The 26563-nt window shown below is 66.9% G+C and carries 25 protein-coding genes; 9 read left to right on the top strand and 16 right to left on the bottom strand.

Annotated features, from left to right (window positions below):
• Nucleotides 1-11 precede the first annotated feature (11 nt).
• Genes D3F03_RS04580 through D3F03_RS04570 form a run of 3 tightly spaced genes read left to right on the top strand, consistent with a single transcriptional unit; the run spans nucleotide 12 to nucleotide 4246 of the window.
• Entirely contained in the window at nucleotides 12-2132 is a 2121-nt protein-coding gene (locus D3F03_RS04580) for a 3-hydroxybutyrate oligomer hydrolase family protein (protein ID WP_119108126.1), read from the top strand.
• A gap of 60 nt (nucleotides 2133-2192) precedes the next feature.
• Nucleotides 2193-3356: an ABC transporter substrate-binding protein gene (locus D3F03_RS04575; protein ID WP_119108571.1), complete on the top strand. Its 1164-nt coding sequence runs from the start codon at nucleotides 2193-2195 to the stop codon at nucleotides 3354-3356.
• Between the two features lie 20 nt (nucleotides 3357-3376).
• The gene (locus D3F03_RS04570; RefSeq protein WP_119108125.1) at nucleotides 3377-4246 is read left to right on the top strand and encodes an alpha/beta fold hydrolase; all 870 of its coding nucleotides are present in this window, start codon (nucleotides 3377-3379) and stop codon (nucleotides 4244-4246) included.
• A gap of 36 nt (nucleotides 4247-4282) precedes the next feature.
• On the opposite strand, the gene D3F03_RS04565 is transcribed toward D3F03_RS04570, so the two are convergent.
• The 4 genes from D3F03_RS04565 to D3F03_RS04550 all read right to left on the bottom strand — a co-directional run bounded on the left by D3F03_RS04565 (nucleotide 4283) and on the right by D3F03_RS04550 (nucleotide 6031).
• Nucleotides 4283-4729: a GatB/YqeY domain-containing protein gene (locus D3F03_RS04565; RefSeq protein WP_119108124.1), complete on the bottom strand. Its 447-nt coding sequence runs from the start codon at nucleotides 4727-4729 to the stop codon at nucleotides 4283-4285.
• Nucleotides 4730-4992: 263 nt separating this feature from the next.
• Entirely contained in the window at nucleotides 4993-5205 is a 213-nt protein-coding gene (gene rpsU, locus D3F03_RS04560) for a 30S ribosomal protein S21 (protein WP_106447058.1), read from the bottom strand.
• Between the two features lie 128 nt (nucleotides 5206-5333).
• Entirely contained in the window at nucleotides 5334-5687 is a 354-nt protein-coding gene (locus tag D3F03_RS04555) for an antibiotic biosynthesis monooxygenase family protein (protein WP_119108123.1), read from the bottom strand.
• On the bottom strand, nucleotides 5684-6031 hold the full coding sequence (locus D3F03_RS04550) for an NIPSNAP family protein (protein WP_119108122.1): 348 nt from the start codon (nucleotides 6029-6031) through the stop codon (nucleotides 5684-5686). Before D3F03_RS04550 ends, D3F03_RS04555 begins: the two co-directional genes overlap by 4 nt.
• A gap of 114 nt (nucleotides 6032-6145) precedes the next feature.
• Here D3F03_RS04550 and D3F03_RS04545 point away from each other — a divergent pair, with 114 nt between their 5' ends.
• Complete coding sequence (locus D3F03_RS04545; protein WP_119108121.1) at nucleotides 6146-6862, top strand: ArsR/SmtB family transcription factor; 717 nt, start codon at nucleotides 6146-6148, stop codon at nucleotides 6860-6862.
• 7 nt (nucleotides 6863-6869) lie between these two features.
• Here the strand turns inward: D3F03_RS04545 and D3F03_RS04540 are convergent, their stop codons facing one another.
• The 7 genes from D3F03_RS04540 to D3F03_RS04505 all read right to left on the bottom strand — a co-directional run bounded on the left by D3F03_RS04540 (nucleotide 6870) and on the right by D3F03_RS04505 (nucleotide 17118).
• Complete coding sequence (locus D3F03_RS04540) at nucleotides 6870-8105, bottom strand: BaiN/RdsA family NAD(P)/FAD-dependent oxidoreductase (RefSeq protein WP_119108120.1); 1236 nt, start codon at nucleotides 8103-8105, stop codon at nucleotides 6870-6872.
• Nucleotides 8106-8179: 74 nt separating this feature from the next.
• Complete coding sequence (gene cobA / locus D3F03_RS04535) at nucleotides 8180-9001, bottom strand: uroporphyrinogen-III C-methyltransferase (protein ID WP_199665403.1); 822 nt, start codon at nucleotides 8999-9001, stop codon at nucleotides 8180-8182.
• Entirely contained in the window at nucleotides 8998-9933 is a 936-nt protein-coding gene (gene ybiB / locus D3F03_RS04530; protein ID WP_119108119.1) for a DNA-binding protein YbiB, read from the bottom strand. Before ybiB ends, cobA begins: the two co-directional genes overlap by 4 nt.
• Nucleotides 9934-9980: 47 nt before the next feature.
• Nucleotides 9981-12851, bottom strand: coding sequence for a nitrate reductase (locus D3F03_RS04525; RefSeq protein WP_119108118.1), 2871 nt, complete (start codon nucleotides 12849-12851; stop codon nucleotides 9981-9983).
• A gap of 742 nt (nucleotides 12852-13593) precedes the next feature.
• Nucleotides 13594-13977, bottom strand: a complete 384-nt coding sequence (nirD, locus tag D3F03_RS04515; protein WP_119108116.1) for a nitrite reductase small subunit NirD — start codon at nucleotides 13975-13977, stop codon at nucleotides 13594-13596.
• Between the two features lie 84 nt (nucleotides 13978-14061).
• Nucleotides 14062-16509, bottom strand: coding sequence for a nitrite reductase large subunit NirB (nirB, locus tag D3F03_RS04510; RefSeq protein WP_119108115.1), 2448 nt, complete (start codon nucleotides 16507-16509; stop codon nucleotides 14062-14064).
• Nucleotides 16510-16821: 312 nt separating this feature from the next.
• On the bottom strand, nucleotides 16822-17118 hold the full coding sequence (locus D3F03_RS04505; protein WP_119108114.1) for a DUF4148 domain-containing protein: 297 nt from the start codon (nucleotides 17116-17118) through the stop codon (nucleotides 16822-16824).
• Nucleotides 17119-17438: 320 nt separating this feature from the next.
• Here D3F03_RS04505 and D3F03_RS04500 point away from each other — a divergent pair, with 320 nt between their 5' ends.
• Nucleotides 17439-17879, top strand: coding sequence for a CBS domain-containing protein (locus D3F03_RS04500; RefSeq protein ID WP_119108113.1), 441 nt, complete (start codon nucleotides 17439-17441; stop codon nucleotides 17877-17879).
• A gap of 141 nt (nucleotides 17880-18020) precedes the next feature.
• Here D3F03_RS04500 and gntR read toward each other — a convergent pair whose 3' ends face one another.
• Nucleotides 18021-19049, bottom strand: a complete 1029-nt coding sequence (gene gntR / locus D3F03_RS04495) for an HTH-type transcriptional regulator GntR (RefSeq protein WP_245960490.1) — start codon at nucleotides 19047-19049, stop codon at nucleotides 18021-18023.
• A gap of 169 nt (nucleotides 19050-19218) precedes the next feature.
• Here gntR and D3F03_RS04490 point away from each other — a divergent pair, with 169 nt between their 5' ends.
• From D3F03_RS04490 to D3F03_RS04475, 4 genes are read left to right on the top strand one after another with little or no spacing between them, the layout of a single operon-like run.
• Nucleotides 19219-19737: a gluconokinase gene (locus tag D3F03_RS04490; RefSeq protein ID WP_245960489.1), complete on the top strand. Its 519-nt coding sequence runs from the start codon at nucleotides 19219-19221 to the stop codon at nucleotides 19735-19737.
• Nucleotides 19738-19740: 3 nt separating this feature from the next.
• Nucleotides 19741-20214: a TRAP transporter small permease gene (locus tag D3F03_RS04485; RefSeq protein WP_119108110.1), complete on the top strand. Its 474-nt coding sequence runs from the start codon at nucleotides 19741-19743 to the stop codon at nucleotides 20212-20214.
• Nucleotides 20211-21488 (top strand): TRAP transporter large permease, encoded by a 1278-nt coding sequence (locus tag D3F03_RS04480; RefSeq protein ID WP_119108109.1) that lies wholly within the window; start codon nucleotides 20211-20213, stop codon nucleotides 21486-21488. Before D3F03_RS04485 ends, D3F03_RS04480 begins: the two co-directional genes overlap by 4 nt.
• 49 nt (nucleotides 21489-21537) lie before the next feature.
• Complete coding sequence (locus D3F03_RS04475) at nucleotides 21538-22557, top strand: TRAP transporter substrate-binding protein (protein ID WP_119108108.1); 1020 nt, start codon at nucleotides 21538-21540, stop codon at nucleotides 22555-22557.
• Nucleotides 22558-22616: 59 nt separating this feature from the next.
• Here D3F03_RS04475 and D3F03_RS04470 read toward each other — a convergent pair whose 3' ends face one another.
• From D3F03_RS04470 to D3F03_RS04455, 4 genes are all read right to left on the bottom strand, one after another.
• On the bottom strand, nucleotides 22617-23468 hold the full coding sequence (locus D3F03_RS04470; protein ID WP_119108107.1) for an ABC transporter ATP-binding protein: 852 nt from the start codon (nucleotides 23466-23468) through the stop codon (nucleotides 22617-22619).
• Complete coding sequence (gene ntrB, locus D3F03_RS04465) at nucleotides 23465-24394, bottom strand: nitrate ABC transporter permease (protein ID WP_119108106.1); 930 nt, start codon at nucleotides 24392-24394, stop codon at nucleotides 23465-23467. The genes D3F03_RS04470 and ntrB overlap by 4 nt, the downstream gene beginning before the upstream one ends.
• A 17-nt stretch (nucleotides 24395-24411) precedes the next feature.
• Entirely contained in the window at nucleotides 24412-25656 is a 1245-nt protein-coding gene (locus tag D3F03_RS04460) for a CmpA/NrtA family ABC transporter substrate-binding protein (protein WP_119108105.1), read from the bottom strand.
• A gap of 359 nt (nucleotides 25657-26015) precedes the next feature.
• Nucleotides 26016-26558: a flavin reductase family protein gene (locus D3F03_RS04455; RefSeq protein ID WP_119108104.1), complete on the bottom strand. Its 543-nt coding sequence runs from the start codon at nucleotides 26556-26558 to the stop codon at nucleotides 26016-26018.
• Nucleotides 26559-26563 lie beyond the last annotated feature (5 nt).

The following is a 26563-nucleotide window of genomic DNA, read 5'->3' as shown; positions in this document are numbered from 1 at the left end:
GAGACAAGCGCATGAAGATAGTGATCCACCCTTTGGTCCCCACCTTGCTCGCAGCGGCCACACTGGCTGCCTGTGGCGGTGGCAGCACGGTCGCCACCAACACCAAGCCGGATTTCCTGGGTGCCGTGCGCGCCACGGTGTACGACGGTGCGGCGGACGACCTGCTCACCGCGGGCCTGGGCGCCACTGGCCTGGCTGCTGCCGCGCCGCCCGCCTACGCCAACCCGCTGGCACCCACCGCCGCCGAGCTGCGCCGTGCGGCCATCTACACCAACTACCGCGCCATGCTCGACATGACGGCCAACGGCGGTTATGGCCGTTTCTACGGCCCGAACGTGGATGCCCAGGGCAATGTCACGGCCAGTGAGGGCAAGATTGCTGGCACTGAATACCTGGCGTTTTCCGACGACGGAAGTGGCCGCAAGAACGTCACGCTCATGGTGCAATTGCCCGCCAGCTTCGATACGAAGAAGCCTTGCATCATCACCGCCACGGCGTCGGGCTCGCGCGGGGTGTACGGCGCGATTTCCACCGGCGAGTGGGGCCTCAAGCACGGCTGCGCGGTGGCCTATTCCGACAAAGGCACGGGCGGGGCACCGCACGACCTGCAAAACGATACGGTGCCGCTGATCGACGGCACGCGCACTTCGGCTGCCGCTGCCGGCAAGGAGGCGGCTTTCAATGCCGGATTGAGCGCTAGCGAGCTTGCCGCGTTCAATGCCGCCACGCCGAACCGCTTTGCCTTCAAACACGCGCACTCGGGCCAGAACGCCGAGCGCGACTGGGGCCGCAGCACGCTGCAGGCCGTGGAGTTTGCCTTCTGGGTGATCAATGAGCGCTATGGTGAGGTGCAGGGCGGTGAGCACGTCAAAACCTTTACACCCAAGAACACGGTCTCGATTGCATCGAGCATCTCCAACGGCGGCGGCGCGGCCATTGCCGCCGCTGAGCAGGACAGCGAGGGCCTGATCAGTGGCGTCGCCGTGTCCGAGCCCGCAGTGGAGATGCCCGCCAACGCCGGTGTGCGCGTCGAGCGCGGGGGTGTGGTGGTCACGACCAGCGGCAAGCCGCTGATCGACTTCACCACCGTGGCCAACTTGTACCAGTCCTGCGCGGCGCTCGCGCCGTCGATTGCGTCCACCCCTTACGCAGCGGGCTTTGCCGCAGGCTTTGCCAATCCGGCACTGCCCATTGCCCCCAATCGCTGCGGCGCGCTGGCCGCCCATGGCTTGCTCACGGCGACGACCACCGCAGCCCAGGCTGAAGAGGCGTTGCAGAAGCTGCGCGACTATGGCTGGGAAGGCGAATCGGACGCCTTGCACGCTTCGCTTGCCGCGTTCGAGGTGGCGCCGGCAGTGGCCGTCACCTTCGCCAACAGCCTCTCGCGCGCCAGTGTGCAGGACAACCTGTGCGGCTTCAGCTTTGCCGCCACCACGGCCGCTGGCGGCGTGACACCGCTGGCCCCTGCGGCGCTCGCTGGCATGTTCGCCACGGGCAACGGCGTGCCGCCGACCAGCGGTGTGCAGCTTGTCAACAACCTGGGCAAGTTCGGGCCGGCGCGCGATGTCCTCTCGTTCTCGGTGGCCGGTGTGCCCGACTGGAACACCGACGGTGCCCTGTGCCTGCGCAACCTGGTGACGGGCTCTGACGCCGCTGCCAGGAAGCTGCAGGCCGGCCTGGATGAAACCCGGCGCAACGGCAACCTGCATGGCAAACCGACCCTCATCGTCCATGGCCGCTCCGATGCCTTGCTGCCGGTGAACCACACCTCGCGCCCGTACGCTGCGCTCAACCGCAAGGTCGAGGGCGCGGCCAGCCAGCTTGCCTACATCGAGGTGGCCAACGCCCAGCACTTTGACAGCTTCATCGGCCTGCCGGCGGTACTGCCAGGCTACGACAGCCGCTACATCCCGCTGCACATCTACCTCAACCGTGCGCTCGACGCGATGTACGCGCACCTGAGCACGGGCGCGGCGTTGCCAGCCAGCCAGGTGGTACGCACCGTGCCGCGTGGTGGTGCACCGGGCAGCGCGCCGGCACTCACCGATGCCAACCTGCCGCCGATCGCCAGCGTGCCGGTGGCTGCCAATGCCATCGCACTGACCCCTGGTGTGATCTCGGTACCCGAGTAAATGCCCTTGCTGCGCGGTGCACCGCCGGTTGTGCAGGCCCCCACTTTGAAGGAGATCGTCATGGCACACACGCTGCCGAAACATGGCCGCACAGCGCTGCGCACCGTACTGGGCGCCGGGCTCACCGCTCTGGCGCTGCTTGGGTCTGGCGCTGTGGCGGCGGCGGAAATCGTCATTGGCCAGGTCGCCCCGCTGACCGGCGTGCTGGCCAGCAGTGGCGAGCAAATGGTGCTGGGTGGCAAGATTTATTTCGATGCCGTCAATGCCCAGGGCGGCGTGCACGGCGCCACCCTGCACCAACTGGTGGTGGACGACGGCTACGAGGTGGACAAGACGGTGGCGCGCACGCGTGAGTTGCTGGCGCGGCCCGATGTGGTCGCGCTGTTTGGCTTTGCCGGCACTGCCAATATCACGCAGTTGCTCAAGGACGGCGTGCTGGCCGAAGGCGGCGCGGCCTTGGTGGCACCCTACACCGGCGGTGAATCGCTGCGCACGCCGTTCAACCCCTGGATCTTCCACGTGCGCGCCGGGTATGTGGATGAGGCCGAGCACATGGTGCAGCAGCTCACCACGCTGGGGATGAACCGCATTGCCGTGATGTACCAGGACGACGGCTTTGGCCAATCGGGCCTGGAGGGCGTGGAGGCCGCACTTGCGCGGCGCAAGCTCAAGCTGGTGGCAGCGGCGAGCTACCCGCGCAATACCGACGATGTGGCCGCCGCCGTCAAGACCATCACTGCCGCCAACCCGCACGCAGTGATCATGGTTGCCGTCAACAAGCCTGCCGCGGCATTCATCAAGCAGTACCGGGAGGCGGGCGGCGGGGCGCAGCTCTACAACATCTCGGTGGTCAATCCGGCCGAAATCGTGCGCCTGGCGGGCCTTGCCAATGCCCACGGGCTAGGCATCAGCCAGGTCGTGCCTTTCCCCTACCAGCCCAGGCTCCCGGTCGTGCGCGAATACCAGCAACTGCTGGCGAAGTACGCCCCCGGCGCCGAAGTGAACTACACCAGTTTCGAGGAATTCCTGGGGGCCAAGGTGCTGGTGGAAGCCCTGCGCCGCGCCGGGCCCGCGCCCACGCGCGCGGGCGTGATCAAGGCGCTCGAATCCCTGGAGAAATTCGACCTGGGCGGCCTCGTGATCAGCTACTCGCCCACCAACCGGATCGGCTCGCGCAGTGTCGAGGTAACGGTGATCGGCAGCACCGGCCGGCTCATGAAATAGGCCATCTTCAAGGATTCAACATGCAACCGCGCTCACGCTACGCCACCTGTGCTGGCTATGAAATTCACTACATGGAATGGGGCGAGCGCGACGCGCCTGTGGTCGTGGCCTGGCACGGCCTGGCGCGTACCGGGCGCGACATGGACCCGCTCGCCGCGCACCTGGCGAACCGCTACCGCGTGATCTGCCCCGACACCCTCGGGCGGGGCCTGAGCCAGTGGAGCCGCCAGCCCGATGTGGACTACACGCTGCGCTTCTACGCGCGCCTGGCGGCGGACCTGTTTGCACAGTTGGGCATCGAGCAGGCGCATTGGATAGGCACCTCCATGGGGGGGGCCATCGGCACCGTGTGCGCCAGCGGTCTGTTCGAGCCGGCCCTCAAGGGCGCGATTCGCAGCCTGCTGCTCAACGACAACGCCCCGGAGCTTGCCGCCCCGGCGCTGGAGCGTATCAAGGCCTATGCAGGCAGCCCCCCGGCCTTTGCCACTGTGGCGGAGCTGGAGGCCTTTTTCCGCCAGGTGTATGCGCCCTACGGCTGGTTGCCCGATGCCCAGTGGCGCTTGCTGACCGAGAGCTCGGTCCGCCGCCTTCCCGACGGCCGCGTCACGCCGCACTACGACCCGGCGATGGTGCGGCAATTCACGCAGCACGCAAACGACTACCTGATCTGGGAGCACTACGACGCGCTCGATCTCCCGGTGCTGTGCCTGCGCGGAGCCGACTCAGATTTGGTGCTGCCCGCCACCACGGCCGCGATGCGCTCGCGCGGCCCCGGCGTGCGCGGCCAGTTGGAGGTGGTCGAGGTGCCTGGGTGCGGGCACGCCCCGGCGCTCAATGTGGCCGACCAGTGGGCCTTGGTGGATGCGTTTCTGGCGCGGGCGCAGGGATAGCGCCCGGCCTTGGCCCGCGCCGCGGGCAGCGCGGCTTCAGCCCGCCAGCGCGGCCTTCACGGCGGCCGACACCTGGCCCATGTCGGCTTTGCCGGCCAGGCGGGTCTTGACCACGCCCATGACCTTGCCCATGTCGCCCTGGCCCTTGGCGCCCAGCTCGATGACGATGGCCTGCACGGCCACGGCGGTCTCTTCGGCCGACATGCGCTGGGGAAGGTAGCCCTGCAGCACGGCCATCTCGGCCTTTTCCTTGTCGGCCAGGTCCTGCCGGTTCGCACCCTCGAAGGCGGTGATGCTGTCCTTGCGCTGCTTGACGAGCTTGTCGACGATGGCCACCACCGCGGCGTCGTCCAGCACCACGCGCTCATCGACTTCCTTCTGCTTGCACGCGGCCAGCAGCAGGCGGATGGTGCCCAGGCGCTCGCTGTCCTTGGCGCGCATGGCGGTCTTCATGTCTTCGGTGATCTGGTCCTTAAGGCTCATGGCGATTACTTTCTTATGGGGGTGGGGTCTGCCAAAAGACGCTCTGGCGTCGTTGCCGCACCTTGTCGTAGCGATGCTACTGCCTGCGGCGCTGCGCCTAGCCAGAACGCCTTTTGACAGACCCTGGAACGGGGAAAACTCGATCTGGTGTGGTTGATGGACCAACCCTGAGCGCCTTTTGGCAAACCCTGAAACGAAAAAACCCGCGCTGGGCGTCCCTGGCGCGGGTTCTTGCAATCTGGAAGAAGCTTCCGATCGGCAGATCAGTACATCTTCTTGGGCAACTGCATGCTGCGCACGCGCTTGTAGTGGCGCTTGACGGCAGCCGCCTTCTTGCGCTTGCGCTCGGCGGTGGGTTTTTCGTAGAACTCGCGGGCGCGCAGGTCGGTCAGCAGGCCGAGCTTTTCGATGGTGCGCTTGAAGCGGCGCAGCGCTACGTCAAAGGGTTCGTTCTCTTTTACACGGACGGTTGTCATCAGCTAATGTTTCCAATTTTTGGTGCTCCCAGAGGGTGCACGGGAGATCGGGCCCGGGCGCCATGTGAAGCGGTTTCCCCGTCTATAACTAGTATTGGCCGACGGGGTATTGCCAGCAAAGCCAAGCATTATAGCGAGTGGCCGTGTTGCATGCGTGAATCTTCCGGTGCCTCGGCGCGCTCGTTCAGTCCGTAATCGCGCAGCACCTCCGCCACGCGCAGGCGGTAGTCGGCAAACACCCCCGCGCGGCCCGCTGCCTGCGCTTGGGCGTGTGCGGGCAGGGCACGCCAGCCGCTCACCGCCGCCTCGTCGCGCCAGAACGAAAGCGAGAGCATTTTGCCGGGTTGGCTCAGGCTCTCAAAGCGCTCCACCGAAATGAAGCCGTCCATGGATTCGAGCGTGGCGCGCAGGGCGGCGGCAGTGTCCAGATAGACCTGGCGCCCGGCAGCGCTGGGCAGGACTTCGAAAATCACCGCGATCATGGCGTGGCACCCTCGGCCAGTGCGGCGCGGCCCAGGGTGCCGTCGACCACCTCGGTGAAGCTGCGCTCCTCGCGCAGGATGAAGCGCTGGCGCTGCGCGCGCTCGAAATTGGCGCGGCCTTCAGGGTCGGCGCGTAGGCGCGCGCGGTAGGTCTCGTACGCGGCAAGGCTGTCGAAGGCAATCAGCCCCCAGGCTTCGTAATTGCTGCCTTCGCAGGGCAGGAAGTAGCCCAGCAAATGCCCGCCGCAGCGCGGAATGATGCGGCCCCAGTGCTCGGCGTACTCGCGGAAGGCGTCTTTTTGGAAGGGGTCGATTTCGTAGCGAATGAAGCAGGTGAGGGTCATGGGGCGTGCTCCGAAAGCTGGTGGTGAACAAGCCCTGATGGTGCGGTGCCGGCCTGCCGCCATGCTTCGCTCTGGAGCGAAGCGTTGCGCCGTCAATTCCCGCACACTGCCACCATGAACACCAACCGCATCGCCCACGTCGCCGCCTTGGTTGGCGAACCGGCGCGCACCGCCATGCTGCTGGCGCTGATGGATGGGCGCGCGCTCACCGCCAGGGAGCTGGCCGAGGCCGCGCACATCACCCCGGCCACCGCCAGCCGCCACCTGGGCTTGCTCGTCGAGGCGGCCTTGCTGCAGGTGCAGCAGCAGGGTCGGCACCGCTACCACCGCCTGGCCTCTGCCGAAGTGGCGCGGATGCTGGAAGGCCTCATGCAACTGGCCGCCCCGCAGGCAACGCGCCGCGTGGCCACCGGGCCTGCGGACGCTGCGCTGCGCACTGCGCGCAGTTGCTACGACCACCTGGCTGGGCGCCTGGGCGTGGCCATCGCCAGCCATTTGCAGGAGCTGGGGGCGGTGCAGGTCGATGCCGAAGGTGCGTCGGCGCGGGTGACGCCCCGTGTGGAAGCGGCGCTGCGCCCCCTCGGCATCGCTGCCGATGCGCTGACGGGGCAGGGCGGCCACCGGCCGGCGTGCCGCCCCTGCCTCGATTGGAGCGAGCGGCGCATGCACCTGGCGGGGCGTATGGGTTCGCTGATCTGCCGCCACGCCCTGGACAGTGGCTGGTTGCTGCGCGGCGCTGGTACGCGTGCCCTGGCCATCACCCCCGCCGGTGCCGTCGCCCTGCGCGACTGGCTGGGCCTGGCGCGCTGGCGCGAAGTGGCCGGCGATTGACGCCTGTTCAGCGCCCGGGCAGCGCCTGCGCGCAGGCTGCCGCGCTGGCCCAGGCCCACTGAAAGTTGTAGCCCCCCAGCCAACCGGTGACGTCCACCACCTCGCCAATGAAGTAGAGCCCCGGCTGCGCCTTGCACTCCATGGTTTGCTGCGACAGCGCGCGCGTGTCGACGCCGCCCAGCGTGACCTCGGCTTTTTTGTAGCCCTCGCTGCCGGTGGGAACCAACTCCCACCGCGCGAGCTGCTGCGCCAGCCGCACGAGCGCCTTGTCGGGCACCTCGGCCACGGGGCGCTGCCAGTCGCTGCTTTGCGCCACCCAGGTATCGGCGAGTCGGCTGGGAACCCATTGGGCCAGTTCATTGGCCAAGAGTTTGCGCGAGCGCAGCTTGGCGTCTGCCAGCGCCGCCGGCAGGTCTACGCCCGGTGCCAGGTGGATGGACAGGGGCGTACCTGGGTTCCAGTAGCTGGAGATCTGCAACACCGCCGGGCCCGAGAGGCCACGGTGGGTGAACAGCAGGTCTTCCTGGAAAGCCATGCGATCTTTCTTGGCCCCCGTGCTGATCTCTACCGGCAAAGCCAGGCCAGAGAGCTGCGCATACGGTGCCCAGGTTGCGCCATCGAAAGTTAGCGGCACCAGGCCCGGCCGGCGCTCGATGAGCGGCACGCCGAACTGCTGCGCCAGGCGGTAGCCGAAATCGGTGGCGCCGATCTTAGGGATGGACAGACCGCCCGTGGCCACCACCAGGCTGCGCGCACTCACGGGGCCGCGATCGGTATTGATTTGATAGCTGCCAGCGCTAGTCCCATCTGCGCTAGAGGGCGAAAAGACTATATTTTTAACGCTGCAGGGCTGCCAGTGCGTCACGCCGCCCGCAGCACATTCGGCCAGCAGCATGGCGATGATGTCTTCGGCCGAGCGGTCGGCAAAGAGCTGGCCCTTGTGCTTCTCGTGCCAGGCAATGCCGTGGCGCTCCAGCAGCGCGATGAAGTCCTGCGGCGTGAACCGTGACAGCGCCGAGCGGCAGAACTGCGGGTTCTGGCCGACGAAGTGCTTGTGCGGCGCGCGCGGGTCGAGATCGCGATTGGTGAAGTTGCAGCGCCCGCCGCCCGAGATGCGGATTTTTTCGGCCACCTTGTCGGCGTGGTCGATCAGCAGCACGCGCAGGCCGCGCTGGCCGGCCTGGCCGGCGCAGAACAGGCCGGCGGCACCGGCACCGATCACGACGGCGTCAAATATTTCCATGAAAAGAGGGCGCCAGCGCTTGTTCTGTAAGCGCTAGATGCTACGAAAAAGAAAGCTTAAAAGCTGGCGCAGGTTCAGCCCTGCGCCGCGAAGGGCGAGTGTAGTGCCGGGGCCTGCTGCTCGGCCGCGGCGACGCCCTGCAACACGTCGCCCACGACGATGATGCACGGGCTGGCCAGGCCTTCGCTGCGGGCGGTGGCGTGCAGGCTTGCCAGCGTGCATCGGGCCACGCGCTGCTCCGGCAGGCTGACGCGCTCGACGATGGCCGCTGGCGTGTGGGCGGGCAGGCCGGCAAGCAGGCCTTGTTCGATGTCGGCCAGGCGGCTGACGCCCATGTAGACCACCAGCGTCAGGCGCGCGGCATGGGCGGTGCCGGCAACCAAGGCCCAGTCGGTTTCGCGCCCCGGGTGGGCATGGCCGGTGATGAAAAGCACCCCGTGGGCCTGCTCGCGGTGCGTCAGCGCCGTACCCAGCGCCGCGCTGCAGGCCATGCCTGCGCTCACGCCGTTCACCACCTCCACCGCGATGCCGGCGGCGCGCAGGTGCGCCACCTCCTCGCCACCGCGGCCGAACACCATGGGGTCGCCGCCCTTGAGGCGCACCACGTTCTCGCCCTCCAGCACGGCCATCAGCATCAGCCGCTCGATGAAGGCCTGGGGCGTGCTCGTACAGCCGCCGCGCTTGCCCACATGGACCACGCGGGCCGTGGGGCGGGCCATCGCCAGCACGCCGGGGCTGACCAGGTCGTCCACCAGCAGCACGCTGGCCGCCTGGATGGCGCGCACCGCCTTGAGCGTCAGCAGCTCGGGGTCGCCGGGCCCCGCGCCCACCAGGGTGCAGCGGCCGTGCAGCAGGGGGGTGATGGAGGCAACGGGGGTGGTGGCTGGAGTTTTCACGGTGCTGGCCTTGCAGAATCAATCTGCAGGGCCAGACGCAAGATATGTTCCACCTGCCGGGCAATGGGGGCCGGCACGGGCAGGCGGCCGTCCAGCATGGCGCGGGTGAGGGCGGCGGTGCCATCAAAGTCGGCACCGGCCGGCAGTTCGGGCAGGGCGGTGAGCGGGCCGCCCTGCGCCTCTTCCAGCCGGGTGGCTGCACCCGCCACAAAACCGTCCATCTGCGGCATGCGCCGCGCGTCGGCCACCGGCTCGCCCTCGGTGCCGCGCAGCAGCAGCGCGTCGGCGCCGGTCAGCGCCAAGGTGGCGGCCATGGATTCGGCGTATTCGCGGTGCGTGTAGCTGCCCACCACCAGGGCGCGCGCGCCCACGGGTGCCAGCGGGTTCATCAGCTTGACCAGGCTGTGCGCGCTGCTGCGCACCCCCAGCGTGCGCCGCACGGCCAGCAGTCGCGCCAGGCCCGGCAGCAGCAGGGCGGTGGGCGCGAAGGCGACGCTGCCAGGCGCTATGGTTTGAATAGCTTGAAGCGCAGGTATATCAAGCGCTGCAAGCACATCTTGGCTGGAAACCCGGCTGTCTTCGGTGGCGGTGCCGTGCACCAGCACCGGCAAGCCTTCCCGCGCCAGCAGCAGCGCCAGCAAGGGCGTGAGCACCGGCAGCTTGCGCGCACCGTTGTAGCTGGGCAGCACCACCAGCGTGCGCGTGCTGGCGGGCAGGGGCGCCAGGCGGGCGTGGATGGCGTCGAGAAAGCCGGCCATCTCTTCAGGCGTTTCGCCCTTGACGCGCATGGCGATGCAAAACGCCCCCACTTCCAGATCGCTCGCGCCGCCATCGAGCACCTGGCCGAACAGGTCGCAGGCCTGCTCGCGCGGCAGGTGGCGGGCACCCTGGGCGCCGCGGGCGATGATTTTGAGGTAGTGGCTGATGGCCATGCGCAAGCTTGGAGAAGAAGGGAGCAGGGATTGTGGCTCAGTAGCCGTCAAGCCGGGCGTGCCTGTGCCGGCGTGCCCTGCACCAGACGGCGCAGCTCGGGCACGCAGGAGCCGCATTGCGTGCCGCAGCGCAACTGGGCCTGCAGGGCGCTCAGCCGGGCGGCGGCGTCGCCTGCCAGGCGCGAGAGTGCGTCGGCGATGGCGCCTTCGCTCACGCCGAGGCAACTGCACACCTGGCGTGCGCCTGCTGCAGCGCCCAGGGTGCCGCGCGGCGGCTTGGCGCCGGGCGCCAGCAGCATGCGGCCATAGGGAGTGGTCGGCAGATCGTTCTGCAGCACGCCGGTAAGCCAGTGTTGCGCCAGCGTGTCGCCGGCCAGCAGCAGGGCGCCCAGGGTGTTGTGCGCTGCGCTGGGCACGAGGCGTGCAGCTCGCCGCTGGCCCCGGCGCCGGTCGGCGTAGCGCAGCGTGCCCTCGCTGGCCAGGCCCAGCAATGCTTCGATGCGTTCGAGCAGGGCATCCGGCGCGGCGTAGTGCCCGGCGGCCGTGAGGCAGACGCCGGTACGCGCGGGTGCGTCGGCGTCGGCGTCGGTCTCGGAAGTGGATGGCGCTGCAAACAGCGTGCAGCTGGCGAAGGCGAAGGCGTCCATCAGCGCGGCCAGCGCGGTGCGGGCGCGCAGCGCCTCGTCCTCGGGGAACCAGGCCATGGCGCAGAGCTGCCAGGGCAGGTCGACTTTGAGGATCTTGACGGCGGTGTGCTTGAGCGCGGGTTGCTGCGAGATGGGGCAGCGCTCCTGCGTGGTGAGGGCATTCACCCCGGCCAGCGCACGGCCGGCCGCCGACTGCCCGCCCAGCCATTCGCTGCCCCAGTGCATGGCGATGAAGGCCTGGCCGGGCGCGATCTCCGCGCAGGCCGCTACCGGCAGCACGATGCTGGCGCGGGCACTGGTGACGCAGGCGAGCGCGCCCTCCTGCAGACCCTGGCGCGCCATGTCCTGCGCATGCATCTGCACGCAAGGCGCGCCCGCGTGGCCCGAGAGGCGCGCCACGGTGCCGGTGCGGCTCATGCCGTGCCATTGGTCGCGCAATCGCCCGGTGGTGAGCAGAAAGGGGTAGCGCAGGCTGGGCGATTCGGCGAGGCCCTGGGCGGCGAGCACGGCAAAGCGCGCCCGGCCGTCGGGCGTGGGGAAGATGCCGTCCCCGTACAGGCGCTTGCGCCCATGCGTCGCCCCTTCGGGCAGGGGCCACTGCTGCGGGCCGGTGGCGTCCAGCCTGGCGTAGGAGAGGCCGGTGATGTCCAGGTCGCGCCCGCGCGTGCTCTCGCGGTGCTCGTTCCAGATGGCCTCGGTGGCGGCTTCGGCGCTGGCCTGGTGGTTGGCGTAGGGGAACAGGGTGGGCATGCCGGGGCGCAGATGCTGCTCAAGGCGCTGCGCGAACTGCAGCGCGATCTGCCAGTCGTGCCGCGCCTCTCCCGCAGCGGGCACGGCACTGCGGACACGGGAGATGCAGCGCTCGCTGTTGGTGACGGTGCCGGTTTTTTCGCCCCAGGTGCTGGCGGGCAGCAGCAGGTCGGCGTAGGCGGCCGTGGCGGTGTGGGCAAACGCCTCCTGCAGCACGACGAATTCGGCACGCTCCAGCGCGCGGCGCACCGCGCTTTGGTGGGGCAGGCTTTGCGCCGGGTTGGTGCAGGCGATCCACAGCGCGCGGATTTCGCCGTCGGCCGCGGCCTCGAACATCTCTACTGCCGTTTTGCCGGGCTTGGCGGGCACGTCGCGCAATCCCCACAACGCGGCCACTTCCGCGCGGTGCTGCGGGTTGGCCATGTCGCGGTGGGCGGACAGCAGATTCGACATGCCGCCCACTTCGCGCCCGCCCATGGCGTTGGCCTGGCCGGTGAGCGACAGCGGCCCGGCGCCGGGTTTGCCGATTTGCCCAGTGGCCAGGTGCAGGTGCACCAGCGCGGCGTTGTTGGCAGTGCCGGCGCTGCTCTGGTTCAGGCCCTGGCAGTACAGGCTGAGCGTGCGCCCGCGCGGCGCGGTGGCGTCGTCGGCCACGCCGGCGAACCAGCGCGCCGCCTGCACCAGGTCGGCCAGCGCAATGCCGCATTCGCGTGCCACGCGCTCGGGTGTGCAGGCGGCCAGTTGCGGCTGCAGCGCGGCAAAACCGCTGGTGTGCGCGGCGATGTAGTCGGTATCGAGCCAGGCCTGGCGCTGCATGAGGTGCAGCATGCCGGCCATGAGCACGGCGTCGCTGCCGGGCCGGATCTGCAGGAACAGGTCGGCGCAGGCGGCAGTGTCGGTGCGGCGCGGGTCGACGACGATGATTTTCATGTCTGGCCGTGCGGCGCGTGCGTCTTCGATGCGCCGGAACAGCACCGGGTGCGCCCAGGCGGTGTTGCTGCCGATGATGAACAGGCAGTCGGCGTGCTGCAGGTCGCCGTAGCAGGCGGGCGGCGCGTCGGCGCCCAGCGTGGCTTTGTAGCCGGCGGCGGCGCTGCTCATGCACAGGCGCGAGTTGGTGTCGATGTTGTTGGTGCCCACCAGGCCCTTGGCCAGCTTGTTGAAGACGTAATAGTCTTCGGTGAGCAACTGGCCCGAGACGTAAAACCCCACCGCATCCGGCCCGTGCGCGGCAATGGTGCCGGCGAAGCGGTGGGCGGCCAGGTCGAGCGCGCTGTCCCAGGCGATGGGTGCCGGCGCCTGGGTGCGCGTGGCACGCACCAGCGGCTGCAGCAAGCGCATCTGGCGGGTCACGCTGGGGCTGGCGCTTAGGTGCAGGGTGGCGCCTTTGGTGCACAGCCGCCCGAAATTGGCCGGGTGGTCGGGGTCGCCGCGCACGCCGGTGATGGCGTTGCCTTCGGATTCGATGACCACGCCGCAGCCTACGCCGCAGTAGGGGCAGGTGGATTTTGTTTCTTGCATGGCGTGGGTTTTGTGGTGTTTTTTGGCTCTGGCGCTTGACTGGGTGGGTTTGTTAGCTATCTTTTTGATGTCTGTTTCTTTGCTGAGGGCGGAGGCCGGGGTGTGCGCCCGGCGGCGCAGTAACTTTCTTTCGCTTCGCCGAAAGAAAGTCACCAAAGAAAGGGCGACCCTGCTGGCCGTGTCCCTCCGCTTCGCTGCGGGCAACCTGCGATGCTCGTTCACGGGGTGTGCCGCGTAACTCACTGCGCGCCTGCGGCGCTCCGTTCGGACAAACGCGGCAAGCCAGATCACGAAGCGGGTGTGTCCTTCGGCACACCCGCCACCCCGCGCCCTGCGCTTCTCGGCACGGCCAGAAGGGCAAAGACGATACGGGCCATCGCTGCGCTCGGCCCCGCGCCAGGCCGAGCGCAGCGATGGCACGCGTCGGCTCCCATCCCTTCTGGAAGCGCCTGCGGCGGGGCGATTGCGGGGTGGCATGCGCGCCTGCGCGCGCATGCTTCGTGAACTGACTCGCCGCAGTTGTTTGAGCGGAGCGCCGCAGGCGCGCAGCGAGTTCTGCGGCGCACCCCGCAAACGTCCCGACGCAGGTTGCCCCGCAGCGCAGCGCAGGGGTCGCAGCCAGCAGGGGCGTGTTTCTTTTGCCTTCTTTTCTTGCACGAGCAAGAAAAGAAGGCCGCCCGCCGGGGCGAGACCCGGCCTCCGCCCTCTGCATCCCCACACCTACCCAATAAACCCAAAGCATTCAAGCCACCACCAAGCGCCCCACAGGCCCAGCCACCGGCCGCGTCTCGGTGGTGGCGTGTCGCGCCAGCTCATCGGCGTCGAGGAAGACCTGGCCGTTTTCCACCTTCACCGCAAACTTTGGCGTGCACCCCTCATCGGGTGCGGCGGCCTGGCCGGTGCACAGGCCAATGGTCCAGTTGTGCAGCGGGCAGGCCACGCTGGTGCCAAAGACGATGCCTTGCGACAGCGGCCCGCCCTTGTGCGGGCAGGAGTCCAGCAGGGCAAAGATCTGGTCGTCGGCGCTGCGGAAGATGGCCACATCCAGGCCCTGCGCCCGCGCCACGCGGCGGGCGCCCAGGCGGGGAATGTCGTCCACATGGCAAATGAGGGTCCAATTGGTCATTGCTATTCCTTTAGTAGCTGGTTACGCTTATGGGATAAGCGCTAGAGGCTGTTTTTGCTTGAGGTTTCGTGAAATCAGGGGGCATCAGGCGATGGCAATCGGGATGAACTGGCGTTCGTCCACCTGCGCCCGCTGGCTCTCGAACCACGGGTCGGGCTCGCCCGCCAGCGCGTGCTGCAGCCGCGCCCAGAGCGCCGCGCGGCCCGCCGGGTCGCCGAGGATTTTTTTCTTCACATGGTCCAGCCCGACACGCGCCACGTAGTGCACCGTGCGCTCCAGGTACCAGCCTTCTTCGCGGTAGAGCTGCATGAAGGCGCCGGTGTATTCCATGACTTCCTCGGCGGTCTTGAGCTTGACGAAGAACTGCGCCACCTCGGTCTTGATGCCGCCGTTGCCGGCGATGACCATCTCCCAGCCGCTGTCCACGCCGATGATGCCCACGTCCTTGATGCCGCTCTCGGCGCAGTTGCGCGGGCAGCCGCTGACGGCGAACTTCACCTTGTGCGGCGCCTGCATGCCGAAGAAGGCACGTTCGAGGTCCTTGCCCATCTGCGTGCTGTCCTGCGTGCCCATGCGGCACCACTCCTTGCCGACGCAGGTTTTCACCGTGCGCAGCGCCTTGGCGTAGGCGTGGCCGCTGGGCATGCCGATGTCGCGCCAGACGGCCTGCAGGTCTTCTTTCTTGACCCCCAGCAGGTCGATGCGCTGGCCGCCCGTCACCTTCACCGTGGGGATCTGGTACTTGTCCACCACGTCGGCGATGCGGCGCAGCTCGGCGGCGCTGGTCTCGCCGCCCCACATGCGCGGCACGACGGAATACGTGCCGTCTTTCTGGATGTTGGCGTGGCTGCGCTCGTTGATGAAGCGGCTTTGCGGGTCGTCCTGGGCTTCGTGCGGCCAGCTCGATAGCCGGTAGTAGTTGATGGCCGGGCGGCAGGTGGGGCAGCCGTCGGGTGTCTTCCATTCCATGAAGCGAAACACGGCGTCGCTCGTCAGCAGGTGGTGCTGCACGATGGCGTCCCGCACCGCCTGGTGGCCGTGGTCGGTGCAGGCGCACACCGGCTTGGTTTTGGGCGTGGCGGAATAGTCGCCGCCGGCCGTGGCCATGAGGATCTGCTCGACCAGGCCGGTGCACGAACCGCAACTGGCGCTGGCCTTGGTGTGCTTGCGCACTTCGTCCAGCGTGAACAGGCCTTTCTCCTGGATGGCCTTGCAGATTTGGCCCTTGGTCACGCCGTTGCAGCCGCAGACCTCGTCGGTGTCCAGCATGGCGGCGGCCTTGTTCTGGCCCTGGTGGCCGGCGTCGCCCATGTTCGATTCGCCGAACATCAGCTTGTCGCGCAGGTCGCCCACGGCGCGGCCGTCGCGCAGCAGCTTGAAGTACCAGCTGCCGTCCACGGTGTCGCCGTACAGGCAGGCGCCGACCAGCTTGTCGTCCTTGATGACGAGCTTCTTGTAGACGCCCGAATACGGGTCGGAGAGCACGATTTCTTCCGTGCCTTCGCCGCCCTGGAAGTTGCCGGCCGAGAACAGGTCGATGCCCGTGACCTTGAGCTTGGTCGAGGTGAGCGAACCCACGTAGCGGCCAATGCCGAACTCTGCCAGGTGGTTGGCCGCTACCCGGCCCTGCTCGAACAGCGGCGCCACCAAACCGTAGGCAATGCCGCGGTGCGCCGCGCATTCGCCCACGGCGTAGATGCGGGCGTCGGTGGTGGTCTGCAGCGTGTCGTTGACGACAATGCCGCGGTCCACGTGCAGGCGCATTTTTTCGGCGAGCTGTGTGTTCGGGCGGATGCCCACGGCCATCACCACCAGGTCGGCCGGCACTTCGCTGCCGTCCTTGAACTTGACCGCACGCACTCGCCCCGCATCGTTCCCCAGCAGCTCGGCGGTCTGGGCCTGCATCAAAAACTGCATGCCGCGCTCGGTGAGCGACTTTTGCAACAGCTTGCCGGCCACGCGGTCGAGCTGGCGCTCCATCAGCCATTCGGCGGCGTGCACCACGGTGACCTGCATGCCGCGTTTCATCAGGCCGTTGGCGGCTTCCAGCCCGAGCAGGCCGCCGCCAATGACCACGGCGTGGCGGTAGCGGGTGGCGGCGTCGATCATGGCCTCGGTGTCGGCGATGTCGCGGTAGGCCAGCACGCCGTGCAGGTCCCTGCCCGGAACCGGCAGGATGAAGGCGTTGGAGCCGGTGGCCATGATCAGCCGGTCGTAGCCGGCCGTGAGTGTTTCGCCCGCTGCGCTGGTGGCGCTTACCGTGCGCTGCGTGCGGTTCACGTCGGTGACGGTAAAGCCGGTGTGCAGGGTGATGCCGTGTTCCTGGTACCACGCGTGGTCGTTGAGGATGATCTCGTCCACCGTCTGCTCGCCGGCCAGCACTGGCGAGAGCAGGATGCGGTTGTAGTTGGGGTGTGGCTCGGTGCCGAAGACCGTGATGTCGTACAGGTCGGGGGCGATCTTGAGCAGCTCTTCGAGCGTGCGCACCCCAGCCATGCCGTTGCCCACCATGACCAGCCTGGGTTTTTTCATCGAAGCACTCCTTGGGCGAATGAATTGCAAAACATCGGCGCCTTGGGTTCGCGCCTGTATGCAGTGCAATGCAATGACCGTGCCAGCGAAGAAGACCGTGTGTGCCCGCCTGTAGGAGGCCCTTCCAGGCACCATGGCAGTGCGGTATGTCAGGACGCGGTGCATGCGGCGGCTGCACCATGCTGGAGGGTGTTGTGCCTGAGGCTGGTGCATCGCACGGGAAATGCACAAGGCCCGCACCGTTTGCACGGTGCGGGCCTTGTGAGAGGGAGGCGCCTGGCGCCCTGGCGCACTAGCGCCCGGGCGCTCGGTTTAGCTGCGTTCGCCAGTAGCGATCTGGTTGGCGCGGATAGCGACCAGGGCTTCCGAACGGACGGCAGCGCGGGCCTGGGTGCTGGTGGCGCGTGCAGCGTAGTCGGCCACGGGGCCCTTGGCGAAGTTGGGCAGTGCCTTCTGGCCTTCGGCGCGCACGTCGGTGCTGCTGCGGGTGGATTGCACATGGGCTTCAAAGTCCGTGCCGTAGAGGTTGCCGTTCAATTCGCCGGCTTGGGCGCCGATGGAGGCAAAAGCGGCAACAGCGGCGATGGAGAGAATGCGTGCGGTGTTCATGATGGTTTCTTTCTTAAAAACGACTTCAAAAGGACCCGCTGCGGGAAGAGCTTGATGCCCTTGGGGAGCGGTTTCGGTGAGTCGCCTTGTGTGTTCGGCTCATCGATGGGGTGAACTGTACGCCGCAAGGGTGCAATTAAAAACCGCTGAGTCGTAAATTGACTATTCCGGTATTAGGAATAATAAGGACAAATTAAGGAGTGCCTTTTCGCGCATTCGCAACGCTTGTTGCGCGAAAGCACAAACGTCTGACAGGACCCGATTGCATGCAATGCGGGGATGGGCTGAAATTACCGTGTCGGACTCATCCGGGAGGTTCTATGACGGTTGTTGCAGAAATACTGAAAGCCAAGGCCCATGCCGCGGTGCAGACCATTGCCCCTGACGCCTCGGTGCTGGACGCCCTGCGTATCATGGCGGAGCGGCAGATCGGCGCACTGCTGGTCGTGCAGGATGGCCGGATCGAGGGCATCCTGACGGAACGTGACTACGCGCGGAAAATTGCCTTGTTGGGCCGGACCTCGGCCGATACGCCGGTGCGCGAAGTCATGACCCGCTCCGTGATGTTCGTGCACCCGCACCAGACCAGCGAGCAGTGCATGCAGATCATGACCGACAAGCGCCTGCGCCACCTGCCGGTGCTCGACGGCGAGCAGCTCATTGGCATCATTTCGATTGGCGATTTGGTGGCCGACATCATTTCCGAGCAGAAATTCATCATCGAGCAGATGACGCACTACATCGGCGGCAACGTGCGCTGAGGCCCGCGCCTGCGGGCGCGAACGTGAGCGCGGTGGGGCCATTCGGTTTCGCAATCAATCGGGTGCGCGAAGGCGAAGCGCAAGTACCGGCGTACTGGCCAAGCGAAGCCGACAAAGTAGCCGTTTGATTGAGAAAGGGCATCAGGTGCTCTCGCGCACGGTCAGCTCAAAGCCAAGGTCCATGCAATTGCGCGCCGGCGTTTCGCCGCGCATCAGCGCCAGCAGCATGCGCGCGCTTTCCTCGCCAATGGCCTGGCGCGGCGTGCGTACCGTGGTGAGCGAGGGCAGCATTTCGGCACTGCCGGCCAGGTCGTTGAAGCCGGCGACCGCCACCTGATCGGGCACGCGGATGCCCAGCCTCGGCGCCGCTAGCAGCGCGCCTTGCGCCAGGTCGTCGTTGCAGAAAAAGATGGCGTCAATGTCTGGATGCTTGTCGAGCAATTGCGCCAACAGTTCGCCGCCCAGGCGCACCGATGAGGCCTCGGAACTCAGCAGCTCCAGCCCGGCGTCGTAGCAGCCCGCAGCGCGCAGGCAGCGCCGGTAGCCCTCGGCGCGCTGCAGGGTGCGCGGGTCCAGTTGGGCCGCGGCAAAGGCGATGCGCCGGTGACCGCGATCAAGCAAATGCTGCACCATGCGCTCGCCCGCATCCTGCTGCGAGAACCCCACGCAGTACACATCGGGTGCACGTGTGGTTTCCATCAGGTGCACGCACGGCACGCCGCTCGCCGCCAGGCGCTGGCGGGCCTCGTCCGTGCGGTCAAAACCGGTCAGCAGCAGGCCCGCTGGCCGCATGGCCAGGTACGAGGTCAGCAGTTTTTCTTCTTCCTGCGGGTCGTAATGCGTCACGCCAATCAGGATCTGGTAGCCGTGCGGCGCCAGGCCGCGGTGCACGGCTTCCAGCACATCGACAAACAGCGCGTTCGAGAGCAGCGGCACCAGCACCGGCACCAGGGTGCTGCGCTGCGAGGCCAGCGCACGCGCGGCTGGGTCGGGCACATAGCCGAGCGTTTGCGCCGCCTGCCGGACCCTCTCGACCAGGTCCGGCGCCACGGCGCGCTCGCCGCGCAGGGCGCGCGACGCCGTGATCGGGCTGACCGATGCGGCTCTGGCAACATCGGCCAACGTAGTTCGACCGCTTGCGCGCGGGCGGCGGGGAAGGGCAGTGGACAAGGGTTTTCCCGAGAACGGGCCAGGAAGCAGAACGTTTAGGATAGCGCTGTCCGGCAGTTGCGGCAAGACGTGGAACCCCTGAAATAGCGTGCCCTGTGCGCTTTCAGCAGGACCGACACCGAGCGACTGAAGCGGGCTTTTTAAAACTCTTTTGGGATAGCGCTGTCCGATGTCTGTTCGCCGCTTTGAAGGCTCTTTCGTTGTCATGGGTGTCGCCGGCTGCGGCAAATCCAGCCTGGGTGCCGCCTGCGCCAGCGCACTGGGCATGGCGCTGGTGGAGGGCGACGCCTTCCATTCACAGACCAGCCTGCAAAAGATGCAGAGCGGCGTGCCCTTGTCTGACGCCGACCGGACGGAATGGCTTGCCGTGCTGGCCAGGCGCCTGGCGGAGTCGAGCGGCGGAACCGTGCTGGCCTGCTCGGCACTGCGCCGCGCCTACCGCGACCAGTTGCGGCGCGCGTCGCCAGGCCTGCGCTTCGTGTTCCTGGAACTGAGCGAGAGCGATGCGCGTGCGCGCGTCGCGGCGCGCCTGGGCCATGTTTTCCCGGTCAGCCTGGTCGCCAGCCAGTTCGCCACGCTGGAGAGCCCGCGCGGCGAGCCCGGCGTGCTCACGGTGGACGCCCTGCGGCCCCTGGAAGCTTTGTCTGCCGACGTGTGTGCCTGGCTCACTGGCACTGAAAAGGAGTAGCGCATGCGCAAAGGTTTTCAAACGGCCATGGAAGCACTGATGGCGCTCAGCCTGCTGGTCATGGTGATCGCGGTGTTTGGCAACGTGGTGCAGCGGTATTTGTGGGGCACGGGTTGGGTGGTGTCCGAAGAGCTCTCGCGCCTGCTGTTTGTCTGGCTGGTCAGCATCGCTGCCACGCTGGCCTATGGCGAGGGCCAGCACCTGGGGTTTGATCTGGTGACCGCGCGGCTGCACGGGCGCCGGGCGACGGTGGCGCGCTGGCTCACGCGCGGGCTCATCGCCGTTTCGCTGTATTACCTGATCGTCGGCTCCTGGCAGCAGGTGCTGGTCGGCATGGACAGCCGCAGCCCGGTGATGAACTACCCGCTGGCGCTGGGCGCGGGCGGCATTCTTTTCATGGGTGTCTGCATGGCGGTGATTCTGGTGGCCGAGTGCTGGGCCGAACTGCGCGGCCAGCGGATGGGGGGAGCAGCATGACCATCGCCCTGTTTCTTGGCGTGCTGTTCGCCACCATGGTGGTGGGCGTACCGATTGCCTTTGCGCTGTTGCTCACGGCGCTGGCGCTCATGGTGCAGCTCGACTTTTTCGATGCGCAGTTGCTGGCCCAGAACACCCAGGCCGGGTTCGACAGTTTTCCGTTGCTGGCCGTGCCTTTCTTCATCCTGGCCGGCGAGCTGATGAATGCCGGCGGCCTGAGCCGGCGCATCATCGATCTGGCACGCAGCTTTGTCGGCCATGTGCCGGGCGGCCTGGGTTATGTGGCGATTGCCGCCTCGCTCATGCTGGCCTCGATGAGCGGGTCGGCCATTGCCGACACTGCGGCCCTCGCCACGCTGCTGCTGCCCATGATGCGGCGCCAGAACTACCCGGACGGGTCGAGTGCCGGCCTGATCGGCGCGGGCGGCATCATCGCGCCCATCGTGCCGCCCTCCATGCCCATGGTGATCTATGGCGTGACGACCAACACCTCGATCAGCAAGCTGTTCCTCGCCGGCATCGTGCCGGGCATTTTGATGGCCGTGGCGCTGGTTCTCGTCTGGCGTGGCGTGGCGAAATCGAAGGCGCTGTCGGTGGCCGAGCGCGCGTCCTGGCCCGAGCGTTGGCAGGCGCTTGCCTCCAGCGCCTGGGCGCTGGGCCTGCCGGTGATCATCATCGGCGGGCTGCGCGCCGGGCTGTTCACGCCCACCGAGGCAGCCGTGGTCGCGGCGGTCTACGCGCTGCTGGTGGCCACGCTGGTGTACCGCGAACTCAACCTGGCCGGGGTGTACCGCGTGTTTGTCGCCGCGTCGCGCACTACCGGCGTGGTGATGTTTTTGTGCGGCGCGGCTACCGCAGCGTCGTACATGATCACCCTGGCCGATCTGCCCAGCCAACTGGCGCAGAGCATGGGGCCGTTGCTGCACAGCCCGCTGCTGTTCATGGTGGTGGTGTGCCTGTTTCTGCTCGCCGTGGGCATGGTGATGGACCTGACGCCCACCATCCTCATCCTCGGCCCGGTGCTGGCGCCCCTGGCGGCGCGCGCCGGCATCGACCCGGTGTATTTCGGCTTCGTCTTCATCTTTGTCGGCTGTCTGGGCCTGCTGACGCCGCCCGTGGGCACGGTGCTCAATGTGGTGGCCGGCGTTGGCCAGTTGCGCATGGAGCCGGTGATTCGCGGCGTGATGCCGTTTCTGGCGGTGTACCTCGTCACTCTGGTGCTGCTCGTCCTGTTCCCGCAGATCGTGCTCTGGCCTCTCCAACTGATGTTTTGAGGCCGCGCGGTTTTTCCTTTTGTCTGCTCTGTTCCCCAAGGAGATTTTCATGAAGATCAAGTCACTTGCCCTTGCCGCCAGCCTTACCCTTGCTGTCACTATGAGCGTGGGCGCTGCCCATGCGCAGGAGGTGAAGCACCGCATCATCCGTTTCGGCTATGGCCTGAACGACATCTCCAACCAAGGCCGCGCCACCAAGGTTTTTGCCGATGAAGTCGAGAAGCTGTCGGGGGGCAAGATGAAGGTGCGCGCCATTGGTGGTGCCGCCCTGGGCTCGGATGTGCAAATGCAGCAAGCGCTCATCGGCGGCGCGCAGGAGATGATGGTCGGCTCGACGGCCACGCTGGTGGGCATCACCAAGGAAATGGCGATCTGGGACACCCCCTTCCTGTTCAACAACGGCAAGGAAGCCGACGCCGTGCTCGATGGTCCCGTCGGCCAGAAGATCATGGACAAGCTGCAGGAAAAGGGCCTTGTCGGCCTCGTGTACTGGGAGAACGGCTTTCGCAACCTGACCAACAACAAGCGCGCCGTCGCCAAGCTTGAAGACCTAGACGGCATCAAGCTGCGCGTGATGCAGAACAATGTCTTCATCGACAGCTTCAAAACGCTGGGCGCCAACGCCGTGCCGCTGCCGTTCTCGGAGCTGTTCACCGCCCTGGAAACCAAGACGGTCGATGGCCAGGAAAACCCGTTCAACACCATCCTGTCGAGCAAGTTCTATGAGGTGCAGAAGTACCTCACGGTGACCAACCACGTCTACAGCCCCTGGATCGTGCTGGTCAGCAAGAAATACTGGGATGGCCTGTCCAAGACCGAGCAAAAAGTGCTGATGGACGCCGCCAGGAAGAGCCGCGATTTCGAGCGCCAGGACACGCGTGCCGAAGCCGACAAGGCGCTGGCCGATCTGAAAGCCAAGGGCATGCAGATCAACCAGCTCTCGCCCATGGAGGCCAACCGCATGCGCGACAAGCTGAGCACGGTGAACGCCGGCATTGCCGCGAACGTGGGCCAGCCGCTGTGGGACGAGGTGCAGGCCGCGGTGAAGAAGGCACGCGGCGCCCAGTAAACGCCCCCCGCTTGTCTGAACCCAAGGCGGCCAAGGCCGCCTTTTTTCCAGGCTCGCGCTCAGGCCGCCTTTTCCACATGCGCCTGCCGGGTGTACAGAAAATCCAGCACCGCTTTGCGGCAGCGCAGGTAGACCGGGTCGTCGGCCAGCGCCACGCGCTGGCGCGGGCGCGCAAGGGGCACGTGCAGCACCTCGCCAATCGTCGCGGCGGGGCCGTTGGTCAGCATGACGATCTTGTCGGCCAGCAGCACGGCTTCGTCCACATCGTGCGTCACCATCACCACGGTGCTGCGCGTGCGCAGGACGATTTCCAGCAGTTCGTCCTGCAGCCTGGCGCGGGTGAGGGCGTCGAGCGCGCCAAAGGGTTCGTCCATCAGCAGCACCTGGGGTTCCATGGACAGCGCGCGGGCGATGCCGACGCGCTGCTTCATGCCGCCGGAGATTTCGCCTGGGCGTTTGCCGGCGGCGTGCGACAGCCCCACCAGCGCCAGCGCCGCCTGCGTGCGCTCGCGCAACTGGGCGCGGCTTTCGGTAGCGCCGAAAACCCGTTCCACCGCCAGGTAGACGTTGTCGTGGCAGCTCATCCAGGGCAGCAGCGAATGGTTCTGGAACACCACCGCGCGCTCCGGGCCGGGGCCTTTGATCTCGCGGTTGGCGCACAGCAGCACGCCGTTGGTGGGGGTGGTGAGCCCGGCAATCAGATTGAGCAGCGTCGATTTGCCGCAGCCCGAATGACCGATCAGGGCGACGAATTCGCCCTGCGCGATCTGCAAGTTGATGTCCTGCAACGCAGTGAACGGGCCCTTGGCCGTCTTGAAGGTTTGCCCCACCTGCTGGATGTCGAGGTAGCGCGCAGCCGGTGGCGCAGAGCGGGCGGGCAGGGCGGCGGCGGTGTCGCTGTGGGTGGTCATGCGCGTGTCTCCTCAAACGTGAAGGCCGATGCGATGCGCACCAGGGCGGATTCCAGTGCGTAGCCGACCACGCCGATGATGAAAATGGCGATCAGGATGTGGGCCACGTTCAGGTTGTTCCACTCGTCCCACACCCAAAAGCCAATGCCGACGCCGCCGGTCAACATCTCAGCCGCCACGATCACCAGCCAGGCCGTGCTGACCGCCAAGCGCACGCCGGTCAGCATGTACGGCAGCACGGCGGGGAACAGGATGCGCGTGGCGATCTTCCATTCCGACAGGTTCAATACTCGCGCCACGTTCATGTAGTCCTGCGGCACACGCTGCACGCCGGTGGCGGTGTTGATGACCATGGGCCAGATCGAGCAGATGAAGATGGTCCAGATGGCCGCCGGGTTGGCGCCCTTGAACACCAGCAGTCCAATCGGCAGCCAGGCCAGCGGCGACACCGGCCGCAGCAGGCTGATGAGCGGCCCGAACATGCGCGAGAGGAAGGTAAAACGCCCGATGGCAAAGCCCGCCGGAATCCCCACCGCCGCCGCCAAGCCAAAGCCCACGGCCACGCGTTCGAGCGAGGCCAGCACGTTCCAGCCCACGCCCTGGTCGTTGGGGCCGTTGCGGTAGAACGGGTCGACAAACAGCTCGCGCGCCTGCTGCCAGGTAGCGGCCGGGCCGGGAATGCTGGCGCCCGTGCCGGCCGACACCAGCGCCCACACGCCCAGAAGCAGCGCAAAGCCGCACAGCGGCGGCAGCACCGCCAGCCAGAAGGCGCGGGACAGCAGCGGGCCGCGCGGGGTGTCTTTAAGGTCTTTTGGGCCTCTAGCGCTTGTGCTGATTGCGCTAGCAGCTATATTTTTGATAGCTCCGGAGTGTGCAGGCGCGCCTGCGGTGGCTTCGGGCGGGGAATGGAAAACGGCGGCGACCATGGGTGGGCTCCTAAGGGTCAGGCGTGAATCTTGAAACTGTCGGCGTACCTGGCGGGGTCTTTGCCGTCCCACACCACGCCGTCGATCAGCGTGCTGCTGCGCAGCTCGCTCTTGGGCAACGGCGTGCCGCTGGCCGCAGCGGCCTGCTTGTAAAGGTCGATGCGGTTGATGGCGCGCGCCACGCCGGTGTAATCGGGGTGGTCTTTCAGCAGGCCCCAGCGCTTGTGCTGCGTCAGGAACCACATCCCGTCCGACAAATAGGGGAAGTTGACCGCGCCGCCGTCGTAGAACTTCATGTGGTTGGGGTCGTCCCAGGTCTTGCCCAGGCCGTTGTCGTAGCGCCCCAGGATGCGCGGCGCAATCGTGTTCACCGAGGTGTTCACGTACGACTTGGCGGCAAGGGTCTGCGCCATGCGCGTCTTGTTGGCGGCGCTCTCGTCGATCCAGCGGCTGGCTTCCAGTATGGCCGCCGTCACCGCGCGGGCGGTGTTGGGGTACTTCTGGGCAAATTCGGCGGTGGTGCCCAGCACCTTCTCGGGGTGGTCCTTCCACACGTCCTGCGAGGTGGCGGCCGTGATGCCCACGCCATCTTGAATGGCGCGCGCGTTCCAGGGCTCGCCCACACTGAAGCCGTCCATATTGCCCACGCGCATGTTGGCCACCATTTGCGGCGGCGGCACGACGATGCACTTGACGTCCTTGAACGGGTCGATGCCGCCCGACGCCAGCCAGTAGTACAGCCACATGGCGTGCGTGCCGGTCGGGAAGGTCTGCGCAAAGGTGTATTCGCGCGGCTCTTTCTTCATCAGCGCCGCCAGGCCTGCCAGGTGGGTCGCGCCCTTGTCGGCCAGCGCTTTGGAGAGCGTCAGCCCCTGGCCGTTGCGGTTGAGGGTCATCAGCACCGCCATGTCCTTCCTGGGGCCGGCCAGTCCCAGGTGCACGCCGTAGACAAGGCCATACAGCACGTGGGCAAAGTCCAGCTCGCCGTTGACCAGCTTGTCGCGCACCCCGGCCCAGCTCGCCTCCTTGCTGGGGATGATGGTCACGCCGTACTTCTTGTCGAAGCCCAGCACCGAGGCCATCACCACGCTGGCGCAATCGGTCAACGGGATGAAGCCAATCTTCACTTCCTTCTTCTCGGGGGCATCCGAGCCCTGGGCGTGGACCAGCGCGCGGAGCGCTGGGCTGATCCCCACGGCGCCCACGGCGGCGGCCTGCAGCACGGTGCGGCGGGGCAAGCGGGATGTCAGAAGATCGGTCATGGGGTTCCTTTTTGCGTTGGGCCAATAAAAAAGGCGTCCTCACGCTGCGCAGCGCCGCAAGGGGCGGCAGATGCGCAGGGTGGGGACGCCTTTGTCCGTTAAGTGGCAGCCTCCATCCGCCGTTGGATGGGGCTGCCGGGGTGACCCAGAAGGGTCTGTAAGCACTAATGCAAGGCTTGTGCCAGGTGGGGGGCGGAGTGCTTGCCAGGGGAAAAGGACTGCGAGGCGCTTGGCTCCAGAGCGCTGGGGCTGGCCTCTTGCGAACCGGGTGCGTGGGGATGCACCGGAGTTGTGCGCTGCACCATGGGAGCGCGGGAGCGACGAAGATCGGAAATGGCCTGCCTGAACCGCTGGGCCGGCTAAACGCCCGGTGGCAGCTTGGAGGCCATCATCTTCTTTCGGTCGATCCTGTCGCCATCGACGATGAACGTTCCGTCCCCCACGGCGTGAACCGTGCGCTTTTCCGTGCGTCCGGTATCGAGGTAGGCGGCCACCGCCTTCAGCACGACAATGGGGTGCTTCTGGATGAGGTCGACGACCCGGCACTCGATGTTGGCGAGGCATTCCCTGATCAAGGGCGGCCTGACGTGCTTGGCCGGCACGGGCGTGAGCCCGAATTTGGAAAACTTGTCCGTGTCTGCCCCGGAGCATGTCCCGATGCCGACGACCGTGTCCAGGAGGTCAACGGTGGGGATCGCAATCACGCATTCCCGGGTTTTTCGCAACGCCGCGAAAGAGTGGTTCCACTCCCCCGTGGCGATGGCGAACCTCGGAGTGAAATCCAGCACCATGGTCCAGGAAATGGTCATGACGTTGTGCTTCTCCCCATCATGGGTTGTCACGAGGACCACGGGCCCCGATTCGATCAGAGTGAAAGCCTTGCCCAGGTCAAACCGCTTCATGAGAG

Origin of the sequence: Simplicispira hankyongi (assembly GCF_003570885.1) — a bacterium.
In the GTDB taxonomy this organism is placed as follows: domain Bacteria; phylum Pseudomonadota; class Gammaproteobacteria; order Burkholderiales; family Burkholderiaceae_C; genus Simplicispira; species Simplicispira hankyongi.
This window is presented reverse-complemented; position numbering and strand designations above follow the sequence as displayed.

Bases quoted from the DNA above. Each gene is read 5' to 3' on its own strand.
- D3F03_RS04580 (WP_119108126.1), top strand. From the start codon at position 12: ATGAAGATAGTGATCCACCCTTTGGTCCCCACCTTGCTCGCAGCGGCC.
- D3F03_RS04575 (WP_119108571.1), top strand. From the start codon at position 2,193: ATGGCACACACGCTGCCGAAACATGGCCGCACAGCGCTGCGCACCGTA.
- D3F03_RS04570 (WP_119108125.1), top strand. From the start codon at position 3,377: ATGCAACCGCGCTCACGCTACGCCACCTGTGCTGGCTATGAAATTCAC.
- D3F03_RS04565 (WP_119108124.1), bottom strand. From the start codon at position 4,729: ATGAGCCTTAAGGACCAGATCACCGAAGACATGAAGACCGCCATGCGC.
- rpsU (WP_106447058.1), bottom strand. From the start codon at position 5,205: ATGACAACCGTCCGTGTAAAAGAGAACGAACCCTTTGACGTAGCGCTG.
- D3F03_RS04555 (WP_119108123.1), bottom strand. From the start codon at position 5,687: ATGATCGCGGTGATTTTCGAAGTCCTGCCCAGCGCTGCCGGGCGCCAG.
- D3F03_RS04550 (WP_119108122.1), bottom strand. From the start codon at position 6,031: ATGACCCTCACCTGCTTCATTCGCTACGAAATCGACCCCTTCCAAAAA.
- D3F03_RS04545 (WP_119108121.1), top strand. From the start codon at position 6,146: ATGAACACCAACCGCATCGCCCACGTCGCCGCCTTGGTTGGCGAACCG.
- D3F03_RS04540 (WP_119108120.1), bottom strand. From the start codon at position 8,105: ATGGAAATATTTGACGCCGTCGTGATCGGTGCCGGTGCCGCCGGCCTG.
- ybiB (WP_119108119.1), bottom strand. From the start codon at position 9,933: ATGGCCATCAGCCACTACCTCAAAATCATCGCCCGCGGCGCCCAGGGT.
- D3F03_RS04525 (WP_119108118.1), bottom strand. From the start codon at position 12,851: ATGCAAGAAACAAAATCCACCTGCCCCTACTGCGGCGTAGGCTGCGGC.
- nirD (WP_119108116.1), bottom strand. From the start codon at position 13,977: ATGACCAATTGGACCCTCATTTGCCATGTGGACGACATTCCCCGCCTG.
- nirB (WP_119108115.1), bottom strand. From the start codon at position 16,509: ATGAAAAAACCCAGGCTGGTCATGGTGGGCAACGGCATGGCTGGGGTG.
- D3F03_RS04505 (WP_119108114.1), bottom strand. From the start codon at position 17,118: ATGAACACCGCACGCATTCTCTCCATCGCCGCTGTTGCCGCTTTTGCC.
- D3F03_RS04500 (WP_119108113.1), top strand. From the start codon at position 17,439: ATGACGGTTGTTGCAGAAATACTGAAAGCCAAGGCCCATGCCGCGGTG.
- D3F03_RS04490 (WP_245960489.1), top strand. From the start codon at position 19,219: ATGTCTGTTCGCCGCTTTGAAGGCTCTTTCGTTGTCATGGGTGTCGCC.
- D3F03_RS04485 (WP_119108110.1), top strand. From the start codon at position 19,741: ATGCGCAAAGGTTTTCAAACGGCCATGGAAGCACTGATGGCGCTCAGC.
- D3F03_RS04480 (WP_119108109.1), top strand. From the start codon at position 20,211: ATGACCATCGCCCTGTTTCTTGGCGTGCTGTTCGCCACCATGGTGGTG.
- D3F03_RS04475 (WP_119108108.1), top strand. From the start codon at position 21,538: ATGAAGATCAAGTCACTTGCCCTTGCCGCCAGCCTTACCCTTGCTGTC.
- D3F03_RS04470 (WP_119108107.1), bottom strand. From the start codon at position 23,468: ATGACCACCCACAGCGACACCGCCGCCGCCCTGCCCGCCCGCTCTGCG.
- ntrB (WP_119108106.1), bottom strand. From the start codon at position 24,394: ATGGTCGCCGCCGTTTTCCATTCCCCGCCCGAAGCCACCGCAGGCGCG.
- D3F03_RS04460 (WP_119108105.1), bottom strand. From the start codon at position 25,656: ATGACCGATCTTCTGACATCCCGCTTGCCCCGCCGCACCGTGCTGCAG.
- D3F03_RS04455 (WP_119108104.1), bottom strand. From the start codon at position 26,558: ATGAAGCGGTTTGACCTGGGCAAGGCTTTCACTCTGATCGAATCGGGG.